At 61.9% G+C, this 15,877-nt stretch carries 17 protein-coding genes; 10 read left to right on the top strand and 7 right to left on the bottom strand.

What is annotated here, in order from left to right; all coding sequences use genetic code 11:
• Positions 1–141 precede the first annotated feature (141 nt).
• Complete coding sequence (locus tag ACN9MO_RS26025; RefSeq protein ID WP_058323092.1) at positions 142–498, top strand: SPW repeat protein; 357 nt, start codon at positions 142–144, stop codon at positions 496–498.
• A gap of 283 nt (positions 499–781) precedes the next feature.
• Here ACN9MO_RS26025 and ACN9MO_RS26020 read toward each other — a convergent pair whose 3' ends face one another.
• Positions 782–967 (bottom strand): hypothetical protein, encoded by a 186-nt coding sequence (locus ACN9MO_RS26020; RefSeq protein ID WP_425987144.1) that lies wholly within the window; start codon positions 965–967, stop codon positions 782–784.
• Positions 968–1,053: 86 nt separating this feature from the next.
• On the opposite strand from ACN9MO_RS26020, the gene ACN9MO_RS26015 reads away from it, so the two are divergent.
• The 6 genes from ACN9MO_RS26015 (at position 1,054) to ACN9MO_RS25990 (ending at position 5,775) form a co-directional block, all read left to right on the top strand.
• Entirely contained in the window at positions 1,054–1,704 is a 651-nt protein-coding gene (locus ACN9MO_RS26015) for a sensor histidine kinase (RefSeq protein WP_113132597.1), read from the top strand.
• A 384-nt stretch (positions 1,705–2,088) separates the two neighbouring features.
• Positions 2,089–3,225 carry an ElyC/SanA/YdcF family protein gene (locus ACN9MO_RS26010; RefSeq protein ID WP_113132598.1) on the top strand — a complete coding sequence of 379 codons (1,137 nt, stop codon included), beginning with the start codon at positions 2,089–2,091 and terminating at the stop codon, positions 3,223–3,225.
• A 300-nt stretch (positions 3,226–3,525) separates the two neighbouring features.
• Complete coding sequence (gene queC, locus ACN9MO_RS26005) at positions 3,526–4,236, top strand: 7-cyano-7-deazaguanine synthase QueC (RefSeq protein ID WP_057255414.1); 711 nt, start codon at positions 3,526–3,528, stop codon at positions 4,234–4,236.
• The gene (queD, locus tag ACN9MO_RS26000; protein ID WP_058329947.1) at positions 4,236–4,592 is read left to right on the top strand and encodes a 6-carboxytetrahydropterin synthase QueD; all 357 of its coding nucleotides are present in this window, start codon (positions 4,236–4,238) and stop codon (positions 4,590–4,592) included. Before queC ends, queD begins: the two co-directional genes overlap by 1 nt.
• A complete protein-coding gene (gene queE, locus ACN9MO_RS25995) occupies positions 4,589–5,326 on the top strand; it encodes a 7-carboxy-7-deazaguanine synthase QueE (protein ID WP_112996421.1) in 738 nt (245 codons plus the stop codon). Before queD ends, queE begins: the two co-directional genes overlap by 4 nt.
• Positions 5,327–5,424: 98 nt before the next feature.
• On the top strand, positions 5,425–5,775 hold the full coding sequence (locus tag ACN9MO_RS25990; protein ID WP_112996420.1) for a DUF488 domain-containing protein: 351 nt from the start codon (positions 5,425–5,427) through the stop codon (positions 5,773–5,775).
• Positions 5,776–5,795: 20 nt separating this feature from the next.
• On the opposite strand, the gene ACN9MO_RS25985 is transcribed toward ACN9MO_RS25990, so the two are convergent.
• Both ACN9MO_RS25985 and ACN9MO_RS25980 read right to left on the bottom strand, forming a co-directional pair.
• Positions 5,796–6,641, bottom strand: a complete 846-nt coding sequence (locus tag ACN9MO_RS25985) for an arylamine N-acetyltransferase family protein (protein WP_113132599.1) — start codon at positions 6,639–6,641, stop codon at positions 5,796–5,798.
• 2 nt (positions 6,642–6,643) lie between these two features.
• A complete protein-coding gene (locus ACN9MO_RS25980; RefSeq protein ID WP_113132600.1) occupies positions 6,644–7,810 on the bottom strand; it encodes a serine hydrolase domain-containing protein in 1,167 nt (388 codons plus the stop codon).
• A 198-nt stretch (positions 7,811–8,008) separates the two neighbouring features.
• Here ACN9MO_RS25980 and ACN9MO_RS25975 point away from each other — a divergent pair, with 198 nt between their 5' ends.
• From ACN9MO_RS25975 to ACN9MO_RS25965, 3 genes are all read left to right on the top strand, one after another.
• Positions 8,009–8,818, top strand: coding sequence for an SDR family oxidoreductase (locus tag ACN9MO_RS25975; RefSeq protein WP_113132601.1), 810 nt, complete (start codon positions 8,009–8,011; stop codon positions 8,816–8,818).
• Positions 8,819–8,826: 8 nt separating this feature from the next.
• A complete protein-coding gene (locus ACN9MO_RS25970) occupies positions 8,827–9,720 on the top strand; it encodes a LysR family transcriptional regulator (RefSeq protein ID WP_113132602.1) in 894 nt (297 codons plus the stop codon).
• A 152-nt stretch (positions 9,721–9,872) separates the two neighbouring features.
• Complete coding sequence (locus tag ACN9MO_RS25965) at positions 9,873–10,736, top strand: alpha/beta fold hydrolase (RefSeq protein ID WP_112996415.1); 864 nt, start codon at positions 9,873–9,875, stop codon at positions 10,734–10,736.
• A 64-nt stretch (positions 10,737–10,800) separates the two neighbouring features.
• On the opposite strand, the gene ACN9MO_RS25960 is transcribed toward ACN9MO_RS25965, so the two are convergent.
• From ACN9MO_RS25960 to ACN9MO_RS25945, 4 genes are read right to left on the bottom strand one after another with little or no spacing between them, the layout of a single operon-like run.
• A complete protein-coding gene (locus ACN9MO_RS25960) occupies positions 10,801–11,868 on the bottom strand; it encodes a sn-glycerol-3-phosphate ABC transporter ATP-binding protein UgpC (protein WP_113132603.1) in 1,068 nt (355 codons plus the stop codon).
• Positions 11,865–14,129 carry a glycoside hydrolase family 2 protein gene (locus ACN9MO_RS25955; protein WP_112996518.1) on the bottom strand — a complete coding sequence of 755 codons (2,265 nt, stop codon included), beginning with the start codon at positions 14,127–14,129 and terminating at the stop codon, positions 11,865–11,867. Before ACN9MO_RS25955 ends, ACN9MO_RS25960 begins: the two co-directional genes overlap by 4 nt.
• A gap of 8 nt (positions 14,130–14,137) precedes the next feature.
• Entirely contained in the window at positions 14,138–14,959 is an 822-nt protein-coding gene (locus tag ACN9MO_RS25950) for a carbohydrate ABC transporter permease (protein ID WP_113132604.1), read from the bottom strand.
• Positions 14,956–15,855, bottom strand: coding sequence for a carbohydrate ABC transporter permease (locus tag ACN9MO_RS25945; protein ID WP_113132623.1), 900 nt, complete (start codon positions 15,853–15,855; stop codon positions 14,956–14,958). The genes ACN9MO_RS25950 and ACN9MO_RS25945 overlap by 4 nt, the downstream gene beginning before the upstream one ends.
• Between the last annotated feature and the right edge of the window lie 22 nt (positions 15,856–15,877).

Here is a 15,877-nt window from a genome sequence, read left to right as displayed (position 1 = left end):
TGCGCGCTTTCGCATGTGCGATCACCGGGTGCTCGCGCGAAAAAGATTTGAAAGCGTTTTCGATTGAATTTATTATGATTTCCAGAGCGTGCGCCGCACGCGGTCGTACGCTTTGGTCAAACTTCATTCGTGGAGGTTGTCATGGCACTGATGGAAGGAAAGAAAGCGCAGGACTGGATCAATCTGGTTCTCGCCGTCTGCCTGTTCATCTCCCCGTGGATCATGGGCTTCGTTGTCGAGAGCGTTCCGGCTTGGAACGCTTGGGCCGCCGCCGTCGTGCTCGGCGTTCTGGCGATCGCAACACTTGCCATGTTTGCGGAATGGGAGGAATGGGCAAGCCTCGTCGTCGGGCTCTGGCTGATCGCTTCCCCCTGGCTGCTCGGCTTCTCGACCAGCGCCAGCCCCATGTGGACGCATGTCGTCCTCGGGGCACTGGTGACTGCGCTCGCGATCTGGTCGGTCTGGGACGAACGGCAGCACCCGCATGCGCATGCATGATGACGAGCAGTGAAGGTCGCGGCCCGGCGCCGCAGCTCCGGGCCGCGAACAGCTGGCGTAATGTCGATGCAATCTCGAGTTTGCAGCTTCACCCGGATTAAGAGCAAATCCTGAAACCGTGTAGAACGATCTTCTTTCAGATTTGCGTGATTTCAAAAAGTTAGCTCCCTTCGAACGCGTCCGAGCGAGGCCCGACGATGCACCGCGCATTCAATCCAGCCCTATGGTGCCGCCGGTGAGGAAACTGTGGCCCCGATCTCTCAAACAGCGGCTGATCGCCCAGCTACTCGTTCTCCAGTTGGCGATACTGCTGGCTTTCGGACTTTCGTTTGTAAGCCTCCTGGTCCTTGCCGACGAAGGCGGTGTGCTGGTCAGCCCAGCGCCGGTGGAGAAGGCCTTCGACGCGATCCGGAGAGGTCCGGAGGGCAAACTCGTGCGGGCAAAAACCGAGGAAATGGGGCGCGTCCATGCCAGGCATCCAGACTTTTGGTTCATCGCGCGCAACGACCACGGAGAGATCGTGCGGGTCGGCAACATCCCGCGATCTACCGGGGCATGAGCGAGAATCTCGGCAGGATGACCTATTCGGACATTCGCGACGCAGGTGAACCATCACCCTATCTTGCCGTTCTCCGGCGACGGTCGAATGCGAAAGGCGATTTCACGGTATTCGGGCAAGGCGAGTTGATGAGCCAGTCGGCTCTCATCCTGCAGTTTTCGCGCTTTTCCCTCGCGCCGATGCTGGTCTTGCTGGCCCTGGTGACGGTCGCCGGCGTGCCATGGATCGTCAACCGGGCGAGCCGGGACATTTCACCGCTGGCGATCGATGAAGGCTACGAGTTTTCATATGAGCCGGCGGTGCAGCGCTCGCTCGTTCAGGCGGGCTCGCCTTCTCTCAGGCGTACCATCATCAACCTGGCAAAAAATGCGATCGAGCATGCCGGAAACCGGGGAGCGATTGTCGTTCGGGTCGAGCGTAACGGCGTGATCGAGATCTGCGACGATGGTCCCGGCGTTCCCGAGGCAGAGCGCGAGCGAATATTCGAGCCATTTTACCGGCTGAAGCCGCGGCATCGAGGCGCGGGCCACGGTCTCAATCTCGTGCTGCAGATTACGCGAAGGCATGGTGCGCAAATGACCGTTCTGAATTCGCCAGGCGGCGGCGCATGCTTCCGCATGGACTTCGGTAGCGAGGCCGCCGAATAGGCTTTGCCTTCCCATAAGCCGCAGAACTCCCCGCAGGCAAAAGCTGATTGCCCATGACATTGGCGTTCACGGAACGACCGCGCACCGCCCGGTGCGCGCGTGCCGGTGCACAATTGGATAATACCAATATCATACCAACTAGCAACTGTCTCTGAATGCTGACGCAACTTGTGTGCGCTATCTGTAAGAAATGTAATATGAATTATTCCGAATCTGGTCGCAGTCGCGGTCCGTTTTGACATCGCGCACTAGACAGGTGGTCATGTTTTGGTATTGCTAATGCTGGCCGCATATAGATTGGGCCAGATCGGAAGTGATTACGGAACGCTTATCGGCCCGAGGGCGAGCAAGCCTGTGGGCAACCGGAAAACTGGGAGATATCAAATGAAGCCGAGTTCCATTCTTGCCCTTTTGACGGGCTCGATCGTGTTTGCGTCGGATGTTCCGCATCGGACGAAGGCGGGCGGCGCGAGACGCCGACTCCTGGCAGTGTTGACAGCAACAGCGTGTCTTATCTCGGTCGCTCCAGCCGTGGCCTTCGATCAGACCAACGCTGGCCGTATCAAGCAGCTGGTGGACACTGGCATGCAATATTACTGGTCGGGAGGCGACGTCAAAAAAGCGGAAGCCGAAGTCTTCAAGGGCATTACCTTGCACGGCAAGTACGATGTCGTGGAAGCGGCCTTCAAGGAAGCGTCGACGTTAGCACCAGAGCGGCTGGATTTTCAGTATGCCGTCGCCTCAACGCAGATCATCCAGAAGAAGCTCGACGAGGCGCAGACGACGTTCCAGGGTATCCTTGACAAGGAGCCGACCGCATTTGACGCTCAAAGCTGGTTGGAAGCGATTGCCCGCATCCGTGGCGATGAGACCGCCGCGGCACTCGCCCATCAAGCACTCGCAGGGCTCGATCGCGAGCGCGCGGAGGCGTATCGCAAGCGCTTTGTTCGCGCAGAACAGATCATGGCCGAAAAGCCCAACTTCGATGTCCCAACGGTGCCCGGCAAGGTCGTGGTCGTCGCCTTGGGCTACGCGCTGGCGGATGACGGCACGGCGCAGCAGACTTTGCTCGACCGCCTCGACGTGACGTTGAAGGCTGCAGAGGCGAACCCGACAGCACTGGTGATGGTGAGTGGCGGCGTGCCGAAGCATGGCGTTACTGAAGGCGACGTGATGTCCAAGTGGCTGGTCGACAAGGGTGTCAGCCGCGACCGCATCATCATTGAAGACAAGTCGAAAGACACGATCGGCAATGTGATCAATGCTGCCAATCTGTTGGTGCGGCATCAGGCCGACACTGTGATCCTGGTGACCAGCTCAAGCCACATGCGCCGAGCTCGCACAGTAATGGAAGACGCATTGAAACAGCGCGACCTGCTGACGGCAGTGGTGCCGCTGAATGCGCTGGACGCACCATCCCAAGATGAGGCGGCAAAGGTCGGGTCTGACGAGAGGTTGGTAATTTACCGCGATCTGATGCGTGTTTCGGGCGTATGGGCGTATCCGGGGCTTCAGCAGTAGCCACTGACGCATCTCAAGAATCATCGAAACCCGCGCGCCCAGTTCCGCCATTATGGGCGCGCGAGCTATTGACCAATGCATCGGCGACCTTCACGCCGCAACGCTTGCAGACGCTTCCCGTTCCCCTTGGTGATCGAAAATTTCTCTATGGCCTTGTGCCACAGCGCCGATGTTCGGTCGTCGAAACAGTATTTGTTCGCCACAATCTCCGACATTAAGCTTCCCATCGCCCCTGCTTTGTCCTAGAAGGCACCCCGTAATCCGGTCGCAGCCTACCCGGTCAAAACAAGGACACCTATCATGAAGACGATTGTCATCTGCTCCGGCGGATTGGACTCGGTATCGCTTGCCCACAAGGTCGCAGCCGAGCAGGAGCTTATAGGCCTGCTCTCCTTCGACTATGGACAACGACACCGCAAGGAACTGGACTTTGCCGCCGCCTGTGCGAGGCGGCTTGGCGTACCACATCAGATCATCGACATTCGCGCCATCGGCGCCCACCTCACCGGATCGGCGCTGACGGACGATGTCGACGTGCCCGACGGCCACTATGCCGAGGAAACCATGAAGGCGACGGTGGTTCCGAACCGCAACGCCATCATGCTCGCGATTGCCTTCGGGCTTGCGGCGGCGCAGAAGGCGGACGCGGTTGCGGTCGCCGTGCATGGCGGCGATCATTTCATCTATCCCGATTGCCGTCCCGGTTTCATCGATGCGTTTCAGGCGATGCAGAACCAGGCGCTCGACGGCTATGCCAACGTTGCACTCTACGCGCCCTACGTGACCGTATCGAAGGCGGATATCGTCACCGACGGCGCAAGCCATGCGACACCCTTCGAAGAGACCTGGTCCTGCTACAAGGGTGGCGCACGCCATTGCGGCCGCTGCGGCACCTGCGTCGAGCGGCGCGAGGCCTTTCATCTTGCCGGTGTTGCGGACCCGACCGATTATGAGGATCCGGATTTCTGGGTGGCGGCGACGTCTGCTTTTTCAGCCGAGGAGGTGAAGTGATGTTCCGGATCACCAAGGAGTTCCATTTCTCCGCCTCGCACCAGCTGAAGAGCCTGCCGGCGGACCACCAGTGCGCCCGGCTGCACGGGCATAACTACGTCGTTGAAGTCGAGCTTGCCGGTGCGGAACTCAACGAACACGGCTTCGTGCGCGACTATCACGAGCTGGCGCCACTGAAGCGCTACATCGACGAGAGCTTCGACCATCGTCACCTCAATGACGTCCTCGGCCATGACCAGGTGACGGCCGAATGTCTGGCAAAGCATTTCTACGATTGGTGCAAGGTGAGGCTCCCTGAAACCTCGGCGGTGCGCGTCAGCGAAACACCGAAGACCTGGGCGGAATACCGGCCATGACCGGGCCTGGCGAAACGCGCATCCGGATCAGCGAAATCTTCGGGCCGACGATCCAGGGCGAGGGCATCCTGATCGGCCTGCCGACCGTGTTCGTGCGCACGGGCGGCTGCGATTATCGCTGCAGCTGGTGTGACACGCTGCATGCGGTCGACAGCGAATATCGCGACCAATGGCTGCCGATGACGGTGGAGGAGATCTGGAGCGAAGTCAGCCGGCTATCCGGCAGCAAGCCGCTCACGGTCTCGCTATCCGGTGGCAATCCGGCGATCCAGCCGCTTGGACCTCTGATCGCGCGTGGGCGAGAGGAAGGCTACCGGTTTGCCCTGGAGACGCAGGGCAGCATCGCCAAGGACTGGTTTGCCGATCTCGACGTGCTGGTCTTGAGCCCGAAGCCGCCGTCGAGCGGCATGAAGACCGACTGGAACGCCTTCGACGACTGTCTTCGCATGGCGGCAGGCCGGCCCGAGGTGGCGCTGAAGATCGTCGTCTTCGACGAGCGCGATTATGCCTATGCCCGCGATGCGGCGGCCCGTTATCCGCATCTGCCGCTCTACCTGCAGCCCGGCAACCACACGCCGCCGCCCCCTGATGACGACGATGCCACCGTCGATATCGACGGCATCATCGACCGCATGCTCTGGCTGGTCGGCAAGGTGACGGAAGATCGCTGGTTCGAGGCTCGGGTGCTGCCGCAACTGCATGTTCTGCTCTGGGGCAACAGACGCGGGGTATAGCGGGCGCGCCCTTGTTGTCTGCCTGCAAATCCTCCGGGCTTGGTCGGACAGCGGCGGGCGGCTATGGTCCAAGCAATGAGACCGTGTGAGGGGCGTTCATGCATCTGAAGACGAAACGTGTCTATGAGCCGAAGGCGGATGGGGACGGCATGCGCGTCCTGGTCGATCGCCTGTGGCCGCGTGGACTGACCAAGGCGGAAGCGGCGGTCGACCTGTGGCTCAAGGAGATCGCGCCGACAACGGAACTGCGTCGCTGGTTTCACGGGGCTCAAGGCACCTGGGACGAGTTCAGCAAGCGCTACCTTGCCGAGCTCGACAACAATCCGGCGGCAGTTGACGTGTTGCGGCAGCACATTGGTGAGGCCCCCGTGACCTTGCTCTACAGCGTGAAGGATGAGGCTCGAACCCATGCAGAGATCCTCAAGGACTACATCCTGACACACCGATAGACGGGGGCGTCGGGCTCACGTCATGTCGTTGCGGTGGATACTTCGAACGTGCTGCCGATGCGCGCAGTGATCCGGCGCCAATCGTCCTGGAAGGGTAGGCCGAAGACGCCTGTCAGGGCAGTTTCTATTGCAGGCGCATCGAGATCACGGCGTGTGACGGTGCCGTTCCTGTCACGGATCGTCAGCCGGTTTCCGAACAGGATCTTGCGTGCCTCCTCGGTGGTCAACGCCACCAACAGGTTCCGCCGGAAAAGCGACTGCGGATGGGTCGATGTGACGATATTCGCGATCCGATACGCTTCCTCCCCGCAAATCGTTGGCGACACTTCGTAGACCGGTACCCAATCGCGACCGAGTTGGGCTTCGAGCAAGAAGCCCTCGATCGTCCGGCTGAGGCGGAATGGCTCATGTGGCGTCGGCTGTGGCGTGGTCCGGTCGAAACGCAGAGGCGCGGTCGGCACGCAACTGCCAAAACCGGTATCGACGAGATAGCCGACACCGTTCACGAAGACGCGAAGCGCCATATGCGACCATGCGGGCGGCGGCGCATCGGGTTCGCGAATCCACAGGACGCGGGCCATCAAGGGCTCTACCCGATAACCGAGCGCGCTGAGTACACGCTGCAAAAGGCTGTTCTGTTCGAAGCAGTAGCCGCCGCGTTTGCGGTCGATGAGCTTGCTGTCGATTGCCGCCGGCGACAACTCGACCGGATGGGCAAGCAGCACATCGATGGCCTCGAAGGGGATCGACGCCGCATGGCGAGCAATGATGCCGCCGAGCGTTGCCAGATCGGGCGATTGCGGCCCGGAGTAACCGATGCGGGCGAAGTAACGGCCGAGGTCGACGGGAAACGAGGCGTTCCGCATGGTTAGAGGCTCCGATAGATGGCGTCGCGGAGATCGACCGGGAAGCGTCCGTTCATGCCTTCAAAGGCGGTGTTGGTGAGCGCAACGACGGTCAGGCCGCGGGCCGGGTCGATGAACCACTTGTGCCCGTAGGCGCCGTCCCATTGCAGCGTGCCGCGCGACTGCGGTGTTCCCGCCATCTCGGGTTCGACAAGCACGGCGCCGCCGAAACCGAACTCCCACCCGGCGCCGGCGGCCAATCCGCCCGTCCTTGCCTGAATGTCGAACATCGAGCGGGTGGTAGGCGCGTCGAGCACCGGCGAGTGTCCGGTCCTGAGGCTTTCGAGAAGGCGGATCACGTCGCCGGCCGTGCCTGCCATGCCGGCGCCGCCGGAGGGAAAGGCCCGCGGGTTCAGGATCCGGCCGGGCGAGAGGCGCACGGGATTGCCAAAGAAGGGGACCGCGTCGTCGCCAACGAGCCGCCGTGGCCGCGGCGAGGCATCGCCATAGTGGACCACGAGCCTGCGTTTATCGGTCACGGAAAAGGCGGTGTCGTTCATCCCCATCGGGCGTGTGACGAGCGCAGCAATCGCCTCCGGCAGCTTTGATCCCGTCGCCTCTTCGATAACGGCGCCAAGCACGTCGAGGCTCATCGAATAGCCCCACCCATGTCCGGGCGGATAGGATAACGGAATGGCGGTGAGCTTGCCGATGAGGGCGGTGAGATCATCGTCGGTGTCGTCGAGGCCGCTGCTGATGGCGTGCCGGCGATAAGGGCCGTCGCCTCGCTCCATGAACACGTAGCTCAAACCGGCACTGTGCGTCAGGAGTTGGCGGATGGTTATCCGAGGCTCGCTGCCGTCCGGCAGCTGCGGCCTGAACGCGGGCAGCCATTCCGACACGATATCGTCGAGACCGATGGTGCCCCTTTGCACCAAGTTGAGAGCGGCGACCGTGACGATCGGCTTTGCGACCGAGGAGAGCAGGAAGATGCTGTCCTCGGTCATCGGCTGGTCGGCCTCGCGGTCCCCAAGCCCGGCGGCATGTCGGTAGCCGGGCTCGCCGTCGATAAGGATCTCGACGACTGTGCCGACGATGCGCTGTTCATCCAGGGCTTCCGCAATCACTCGGTCGAGTTCGGCCTTCAGCCGCTCTCTGCGCTGCGATCTTCCTTGTCTTGTCGCATCCATGATCGTCTCCTGTGCTTCTCGAAACTGCGGCCCGGTCGACGCTTCAGGGCGAAATTCGGGCTCCCGGACAAAGGCAAAGCCCGTTCGCAGCGAAAGTCGATCGTCTGTTCCCGTATGGGAGGCATACGCGCCTGCACGAGGCAGCCGTCGTCGTCCGGCGCTAGAAACGGTGCGACAACGTCAGATGGAGTCGGGTTGATGAACACAAACAATCTGGGATTTGCAGGCAAAGTCGCCTTAGTCGCGGGCGCCAGCAAGGGTATCGGCGCGGCCACCGCCCGCGCCTTTGCGCAGGCCGGCGCATCCGTTGTCCTTCTTTCCCGCTCGCAGCCGGCGGTCGAGGCGTTGGCGGTTTCCATCCGCCAGGCGGGCGGCGACGCACTGGCGATCGCGGCCGATGTCGGCGACAAGAGTGCCATGAAGCAGGCGCTTGCAAGCGTGATGCAGCACTATGGCCGGCTCGACGCCGCCTTCAACAATGCGACGGATGGAACCATGCCGGCCCCGCTTGCCGATCTCGACATCGACGGGTTCGATCGCGGCATCCGCACCAACATTCGCGGCACCTTTCTCGGCATGCGTTACCAGATCGAGGCGATGGCGAGGGCTGGTGGCGGTGCGATCGTCAACATGGCGTCGGTTGCCGGCATCAACGGCACCTCCGGGCTTGCCGGCTATGTCAGTGCGAAGGCCGGGATCATCGGGCTGACCAAGGCCGCGGCGCTGGACTATGCCGACCAGGGCATCCGGATCAATGTCGTTGCGCCCGGGCCGATCCTCACCCACCATCTCGAGGCCGCCGGCGCGGAAATCCAGCGGCACGCAGCACTTTCGACGCCGATGCGCCGGCTTGGCCGGATGGAGGAGGTGGCCGCAAGTGTCCTCTGGCTCTGTTCCGATGCGGCGAGTTACATCACCGGCGTAGTGCTGCCGATCGACGGGGGCATGACGGCGGGCACGAAAGTGCCTATGAATTTACCGTCGAGGCGAGCCGCCTCGGCCGGCTGAACCCTGAGGTGCTTGTGGACTGGGAAGAACTCCATCTTGTTCAGCACTTGGTCCGCCACGGCTCGCTGAGTGCAGCGGCCCGTGCGATGGGCACCACGCAACCGACGCTCAGCCGTCGCCTCGAGGCGTTCGAGCAGAAGACGCAGCAGAAGCTGTTCGAGCGGCAAACAAGCGGCCTTGTGCCGACTGCGGCGTGCCTGTCCATTCTGTCGGCGCTCGAGCAGATGGAGGCGAATGCGCTTGCGGTCGAGCGACGCCTGGCGGCGCAGGACGATGCGCTGGCGGGTACCATCACCGTCACCAGCCTCGACTGGCTCGGAGATTATCTGCTGGCGCCGATCCTGACGAGATTTGCCGCTGCCCATCCCGGCGTCACCATTCACCTGTTGAACGACGCCCGGCGCTTCAATCTGTCCCGGCGGGACGCCGATATCGCCTTCCGCTTCGGCAGCTTCGATCAGAGCGACATCGTCGAGCGCAAGGTTGCCGATATCCGCTATGGCCTGTTTGCGATGCAGGCCTACCTCGATCGCTTCGGCCATCCAAACGCCACCGGTGACGGTCACGCCATTGTCGAACTGGCCGAGGTACCGGTGCGGGTGTCACTCTCGACTTGGCTGAAGGACCTCTTGCCGGATGCGAGGGTAATGTTGCGCGCGAACTCGATCCGCTCGCAACTGAGTGCTGTCGAAACCGGCGCGGCGCTCGCGACGCTTCCGCATTTCCTTGCGGCCGGCCGGGACGGCCTTGTATCTGTGGACCTCGGCGTTGCCGCACCAGTCCTGTCGTTGAAGCTCGGCGTGCACCAGGAGACGCGCAATCTCCCGCGGGTGCGAAAACTCATAGACTTCGCCGTCTCGCAGTTCGCGGGCCTGCGGCCGAAACTCAATCCGTCGAGCTGAACGCCGGTCGCGACGACTGCTGCGCGAGACCCTTTCGGCGCGCCGCAATGCAGGCCGAAATTTTCTTGATTGTCGACGTCGGGATGGGAAAGCGCCGCGCGTCTTAAGCTCGACGGCGGTTTTGGACCGCGCTGACAACAAGGAGAATATGCATGTTCCGCACCGCTTTCATTGCTGGCGCTCTGCTGATCTCCGGCACCACATTTGCCGACGCCGAGCCGGTGGGCAATCGCGTCGATGTCAACGGCATGAAGATGTATTACGAGGTCTTGGGCGAGGGCGAACCGCTGGTCGTGCTGCACGGCGCCTACATGAACATTCCGTCGATGGGCGCGATCATCCCGAAGCTTGCCGAGACCCATAAGGTCTACGCCGTCGAACTGCAGGGCCATGGCCGCACCAATGATATCGACCGGCCGATCACTTATCCGAACCTCGCCGATGACGTCGCTGCCTTCATGGATGCGGTTGATCTCAAGAAGGCTGACGTCCTTGGTTACTCCATGGGTGCGGCCGCCGGTCTGCAACTGGCGATCCGCCACCCGGAAAAGGTGAACAAGCTCGCTGCCGCATCCGTCGCCTATGACGCTGACGGCTGGCAGCCGGAGTTCAAGGCGGTCATCCCGCAGATGACCGTCGAGATGATTGTCGGCCTGCCGTTTGCCGAGGACTATCGCAAGCTTGCCGCGAACCCTGACGGCTTTCCGGAGCTGGCGAAGAAGCTCATTCAGCTCGAAAAGGAGCCGATGGCCTGGGAGGCTGACGTCAAGACGCTGAAGGCACCGGTCCTGATCATTGCCGGCGATGCGGACGTGGCGACGCTCGAACACAATGTCGCGCTCTTCCGTCTGCTTGGCGGCGGAGCGATGGGCGACATGGGCAAGCCCCTGGCTGTCTCGCGGCTCGCCATCCTGCCGGCGACGTCGCACACCGCAGTCATCAACCAGACGGACCTGCTCTACGCCTTCATCGAACCCTTCCTGAATGGCGAGACGCCGAAGGGCATGTTCCAGTAAGATTCGACTGGCGCCATCTCCAGAGAGATGGCGCCAGCGCGACAACACGCGCGAGCCGCCTAGACTAACGCAGACGCCTTCCGTCTGCGTCGAACACCAAAACGGCGGCCGGATCGAAGCGCGCCGCAATGCTGTCGCCGGATTTGAGGCCGCGGCCGTTCTTGGTCTCGATGATGATCAATTCGCCGTCGCCATGGCGGGCATAGGCGAAGGTCTCGCCGCCGAGGTGTTCCAGCATGTCGATCGTCAGATCGAGGCTTGCCGAGCCGCTGTCGCCGAAATGTTCGGGCCGGATGCCGATGGTCACGGAGCTCCCCGGCGTAGCCTCCTTGATGGCCACTGGAATAGTCGCGTTGCCGAAGTCGGGCAGACGTACCTGCGTTCCGCCAGCGTCGACGATCCCCTTCAAGAAGTTCATTTTCGGTGAGCCGATGAAACCGGCGACGAAGAGATTGGCCGGATCGTCGTAAAGGTCGAGCGGCGAGCCGACCTGTTCGACCACGCCACCGCGCATGACGACGATCTTGTCGGCAAGCGTCATCGCCTCGACCTGGTCATGGGTGACATAGACGATTGTGGTCGCGAGCTTCTTGTGCAGCCGGGCGATCTCGATGCGCATGTGCACGCGCAGTTCCGCATCGAGGTTGGACAGCGGCTCGTCGAAGAGAAAGATTTTCGGATGCCGCACGATCGCTCGGCCGATCGCCACGCGCTGACGCTGGCCGCCGGAAAGCTGCTTCGGCCTGCGATCAAGCAACGGCCCGAGTTCGAGAATGTTCGCCGCCTCGCCGACGCGTTGCTCGATCTCGGCCTTCGGCACGCCGGCAAAACGCAGCGCGAAGCCCATGTTTTCCCGCACAGTCATATGCGGGTAGAGCGCATAGGACTGGAACACCATGGCGATGCCGCGCTTTGACGGATCGACATCATTCATCCGTTCGCCGTCAATCGTGAGATCACCCGACGTGATCTCCTCGAGACCGGCGATCATCCGGAGCAGGGTCGACTTGCCGCAACCGGACGGACCGACGAAGACGACGAACTCGCCGGTCTTGATGTCGAGGTCGACCCCCTTGATGACCTCGAAGTTGCCGTAGGACTTTCTGACGTCGCTGAGTTGGAGTTCGCTCATGCAGCCGCTGCCTCGCTTGCCACTGCCAAAAGTTCCAGTCTTACGGATCCAAGCCGTGTCGAGGTTACTGCGACGGCGATGCCGCCAGCAGCACCCGTCGTCTCCAGCCAGAAGCCGGTCGAACCACCCTGGAAGACCAGGCGCTCGGGCCCAAGCAATCGGGCAGGGCCAGTGACGGTGACGTCGACCGCATCGTTGAGGAACGGCAGGACGTTGCCGGCCTGGTCGAGCGCCCGCACGATCACACGAACACTGTCACGCCCTTCGGCCCGCAGTGTGGTGTTGTCTGCCACGACCTCGAGCGTCGTCGGCACCGGGTCGGCGACCATGCGGAGGCTAGCTGCGGCCTTGCCGTCGATGAAGCCGGTGAAGGCGGCGTCTTCCCATTTCATGCCCCAGACGCCGAGTTCGTCCTTGGTGAAGTGGCGATGGTCGATGACCACAGGCGGATGCGGCAGATGCGGGAAATTTTCGCGGTCCGGACCGACGCGCTTCACCAGCGATCCGTATTTCAGCTCGACCTCGTCGCAATTGGTGAGCACGATCAAAGGCAGCACGCCGCCGATATTGCGCTCGCCGCGCGCCCAGAAAGTGACCGGCTTCATCACCACTTCCTCCGACGGCTCGCATTGGCTGGCGTAGACATAGGCTGCAAACTTCGGCTGGCGGAACATGTCCATGACACCGTGATAGCAGATCCGGTCGCCGGAGCCGAAATCCTTGTGGGTGTTGTAGTCGAACATGCACCAGCCGATGGCGCCGGAGATGCTGGGGTCACCATGCGCGGCGTTCAGCACTTCCAGATGCCGGCGCACATGCTCGGCCTGCCGCTGCTCCTGGTCGTAGATCTTCGTCGGATACATGTGACCGCCGAATTCGGTGATCATGTAGGGCACCTTGCGATTGAGCCCGGTGCACTCCTGTTGCGGGCGCAGCGCCGTGCGCGGGCGGTTCGCGCCCGGCAGTTCCTCGTTGCCGAGGATGAAGTCGTTCATGGTGTAGACGTCTTCGAGAAACTCGCTGTCGGTGATGTAGCGCACGCCGCCGGTCTGGCGGGTCGAGTCGAGCTCGTGCGCCAGGCGGTTGGTTTCGACGTAGAAGTCGTGGGAATCCTGCGACTCGTTGATGCGCACGCCCCAGATGATGATCGACGGGTGGTTCCAGTCGCGCTCGATCATGCGCCGGACGTTTTGGATCGCCTCCTGCTTCCAGGCCTCACCGCCGATATGCTGCCAGCCGGGGATTTCCTCGAAGACGAGCAGGCCGATGCGGTCGCAATGGTCGAGAAACCATTTGGATTGCGGATAGTGCGAGGTGCGGACAAGGTTGCAATGTAGCGTGTTCTTCAGGATCTCGGCATCGCGCTCCTGGGCCGTCCGGCCCATGGCATAGCCGACATAGGGGAAGGCCTGGTGGCGGTTGAGACCACGGATCTTCAGCGGCCGGCCGTTGAGCTTGAAACCTTCCGTGGTGAACTCTGCTGTACGGAAGCCAAAGCGCGATGAGAGCCGGTCGCTGCCGCGATCGCTGCGCAGTTGCACCTCCGCCTCGTAGAGGACGGGACTGTCGATATCCCAGAGCGAAAGCCCCTTGAGACCGGTAATCTCCAATGTGGCGCTCTCACCGCGGGTCTCGCCGATGGCTTCCGCCAGCACCTTGCCGTTCGTGTCCTTGAGCAGTGCCGTGACAGTTCCGGCGAACGTCAAGCTTTGCGGATTGGCGAGATCGCAACGGACCGTGACGGACTTGGCGTCGCTGAGGACATCGCGGGTCTCGATCTTGATGTTGGCGATCGAAACCGCGTCGGTGACCTTCAGCCAGACGTCGCGATAGATGCCGGCATAGGTCAGATAATCGATGCGGCCGCCGAAGGGTGGGATCTCCGGGTTTTCGCTGCCGTCGATCTTGACGGTGATCAGGTTATCGCCCTCCCGCAGCCTGTCGGTCAGGCGCGCTTCGAAGGGCGTATAGCCGTCCTTGTGGGCAACGATCTCTTCGCCGTTGAGATAGACGACGGCATCGGCCATCGCAGCGTCGAAGACGAGCGAGACCTCGCGGCCATGGAACTCCCGACGCCAGGCGAGCGGCTTCTGATAGGTGAAAGCGCGCTGATAGGAGGCCTCGTCGAAATAGTTGAACGGCAGTTCCACCGCATTGTGCGGCAGGCTCACGGGCCTGCCCGCCTGCAGGCGGCCGGCTTCAGTGGCGGCGAAGCCTTCGGAGAAGACCCAGGAATCGTTGAAAGAGGTAACAGAACGCATCATCATTCCTATTTGACTGAGCCCAGCATTCCCTGGACGAATTGGCGTTGCATGAAGAAAAAGACCGCGAGGGTGGGAAGCGTTGCGAGAATGGTGCCGACCATGACGACGCCGTAATCGGGGTAGTAGGCGGAGGCGAGCGAGGAGACGACGAGTGTGATTGTCTTCGTCTCGTTCGACTGCAGCACGATCAGCGGCCAGAGATAGTTGTTCCACGCCGTCATGAAGACGATGATGAAGGCCGCCGCGTAGGTCGAACGCATCACCGGCACGTAGATGTAGAGAAAAATCTGCCATTCCTTCAGCCCGTCGACCTTGGCTGCGTCGCGCAGCTCCGAAGGGAACGCCTTGGTGCACTGGCGGAAGTAGAAGACGATGAAGGCCGAGCCGATTGACGGCAAGACGACGGCGAGGTGGGTGTTGATGAGCCCCGCCTTGCCCATCATGATGAAGAGCGGAATCATCAGCGCCGCAAAGGGGATCATCATCGTCAACAGCATGGCGCTGTAGATCCGGTCGCGGTGGCGCGAGCGGAACATCTCGAAGCCGTAGCCGGCCAGCGACGAGACGGCGAGCGTCAGCGCCGTCGCCAGAATGGCGATCTTGGCGGAATTCCAGAAGACCAGCGGCGCATTCACCTGGGTGAAGAAGGCGCTGATATTGGTGGCGAGCGCGCTGCCGGGCAGCATCTTGCCCTTGATGATGTCGATCGACGAATTGGTGGCGCCGAGCAGCATCCAGATGAAGGGGAAGATCGAGAGAAAGGCCATCAGCCCGACGAAGCCGTAGGTGACGATGGCGGTTGCGATGCGTGCGGATCCGTTGTTCATCGGTCGCGCTCCCGTGCCGCGAAGAACTGAAGGCAGGCGAGCAAAGCGACGAGCACGACGATCACGTAGGAGACCGTCGCCGCGTAGCCGAAGTTCGGCATGAAGCGGAAGGTCAGGTTGTAGATGTAGAGCGACAGGGTCAGCGTCGCGTTGGAAGGGCCACCCTTGCCCTCGGTCAGATTGTAGACCTCGTCGAAGAGCTGGATCGTGCCGATCGTCGAGATGATCGTGGTGAACAGGATGACGGGTTTCAGCAACGGGATGGTGATGTGGGTGAAGCGGGCCCAGGCGGGCACCCCGTCGATACGGGCCACCTCATAGATCGACTTGTCGATGTTCTGCATCGCCGCCAGGTAGAAGATCATGTTGTAGCCGGTCCAGCGCCAGGTGATGGCGATGATGACGAGCACCTTCGCCCAGAAGGGATGCGTCAGCCACGGGATCGGCGAGGCGATGATGCCGATCGCCTCAAGCGTCGAGTTGACGATGCCGTCGAGCGCGAACATGCCTTTGAACAGCACCGAATAGGCGACGAGCGAGGTGACGCAGGGCAGGAAGATGGCGGTGCGGAAGAAGCCGCGGCCGACGAGCCTCGGATTGTTGAGCAATGACGCCAGGATTAGCGCCAGCAAGATCATGATCGGCACCTGCACGACGAAATAGGTCAGCGTGTTGGTGAGCGCCTTGATGAAGACCGGGTCGTTCCAGAGACGGACGATGTTGGCGAAGCCGGCGAATTTCAGCATCATGCCGCGGCCGGACTGGAACGACATCCAGAGCGACCACACGATCGGATAGATCATGAAAAGGGCGATCAGCCCGAGCGCCGGCGCAACGAAGAGCCAGCCATTGGCGTTGTAGTATCGGCCGATGCCGCCGCGGCGCGCGAGAGCCATCATCATCCCCATGGATAGCTGG

Source organism: Ensifer sp. R-19, assembly GCF_049905105.1.
Classification (GTDB): Bacteria; Pseudomonadota; Alphaproteobacteria; order Rhizobiales; family Rhizobiaceae; genus Ensifer.
The sequence above is the reverse complement of the archived record's forward strand: the minus strand, read 5'-3'. Positions and strand labels throughout refer to the sequence as shown.

What these genes read in the sequence shown, in the direction of transcription:
- ACN9MO_RS25960 (WP_113132603.1), bottom strand. Translation starts at nt 11,868, where the DNA reads ATGAGCGAACTCCAACTCAGCGACGTCAGAAAGTCCTACGGCAACTTC.
- ACN9MO_RS26020 (WP_425987144.1), bottom strand. Translation starts at nt 967, where the DNA reads ATGGACGCGCCCCATTTCCTCGGTTTTTGCCCGCACGAGTTTGCCCTC.
- ACN9MO_RS26025 (WP_058323092.1), top strand. Translation starts at nt 142, where the DNA reads ATGGCACTGATGGAAGGAAAGAAAGCGCAGGACTGGATCAATCTGGTT.
- ACN9MO_RS25950 (WP_113132604.1), bottom strand. Translation starts at nt 14,959, where the DNA reads ATGAACAACGGATCCGCACGCATCGCAACCGCCATCGTCACCTACGGC.
- ACN9MO_RS25980 (WP_113132600.1), bottom strand. Translation starts at nt 7,810, where the DNA reads ATGGATGCGACAAGACAAGGAAGATCGCAGCGCAGAGAGCGGCTGAAG.
- queD (WP_058329947.1), top strand. Translation starts at nt 4,236, where the DNA reads ATGTTCCGGATCACCAAGGAGTTCCATTTCTCCGCCTCGCACCAGCTG.
- queE (WP_112996421.1), top strand. Translation starts at nt 4,589, where the DNA reads ATGACCGGGCCTGGCGAAACGCGCATCCGGATCAGCGAAATCTTCGGG.
- ACN9MO_RS25945 (WP_113132623.1), bottom strand. Translation starts at nt 15,855, where the DNA reads ATGGCTCTCGCGCGCCGCGGCGGCATCGGCCGATACTACAACGCCAAT.
- ACN9MO_RS26015 (WP_113132597.1), top strand. Translation starts at nt 1,054, where the DNA reads ATGAGCGAGAATCTCGGCAGGATGACCTATTCGGACATTCGCGACGCA.
- ACN9MO_RS25985 (WP_113132599.1), bottom strand. Translation starts at nt 6,641, where the DNA reads ATGCGGAACGCCTCGTTTCCCGTCGACCTCGGCCGTTACTTCGCCCGC.
- queC (WP_057255414.1), top strand. Translation starts at nt 3,526, where the DNA reads ATGAAGACGATTGTCATCTGCTCCGGCGGATTGGACTCGGTATCGCTT.
- ACN9MO_RS25990 (WP_112996420.1), top strand. Translation starts at nt 5,425, where the DNA reads ATGCATCTGAAGACGAAACGTGTCTATGAGCCGAAGGCGGATGGGGAC.
- ACN9MO_RS26010 (WP_113132598.1), top strand. Translation starts at nt 2,089, where the DNA reads ATGAAGCCGAGTTCCATTCTTGCCCTTTTGACGGGCTCGATCGTGTTT.
- ACN9MO_RS25965 (WP_112996415.1), top strand. Translation starts at nt 9,873, where the DNA reads ATGTTCCGCACCGCTTTCATTGCTGGCGCTCTGCTGATCTCCGGCACC.
- ACN9MO_RS25955 (WP_112996518.1), bottom strand. Translation starts at nt 14,129, where the DNA reads ATGCGTTCTGTTACCTCTTTCAACGATTCCTGGGTCTTCTCCGAAGGC.
- ACN9MO_RS25975 (WP_113132601.1), top strand. Translation starts at nt 8,009, where the DNA reads ATGAACACAAACAATCTGGGATTTGCAGGCAAAGTCGCCTTAGTCGCG.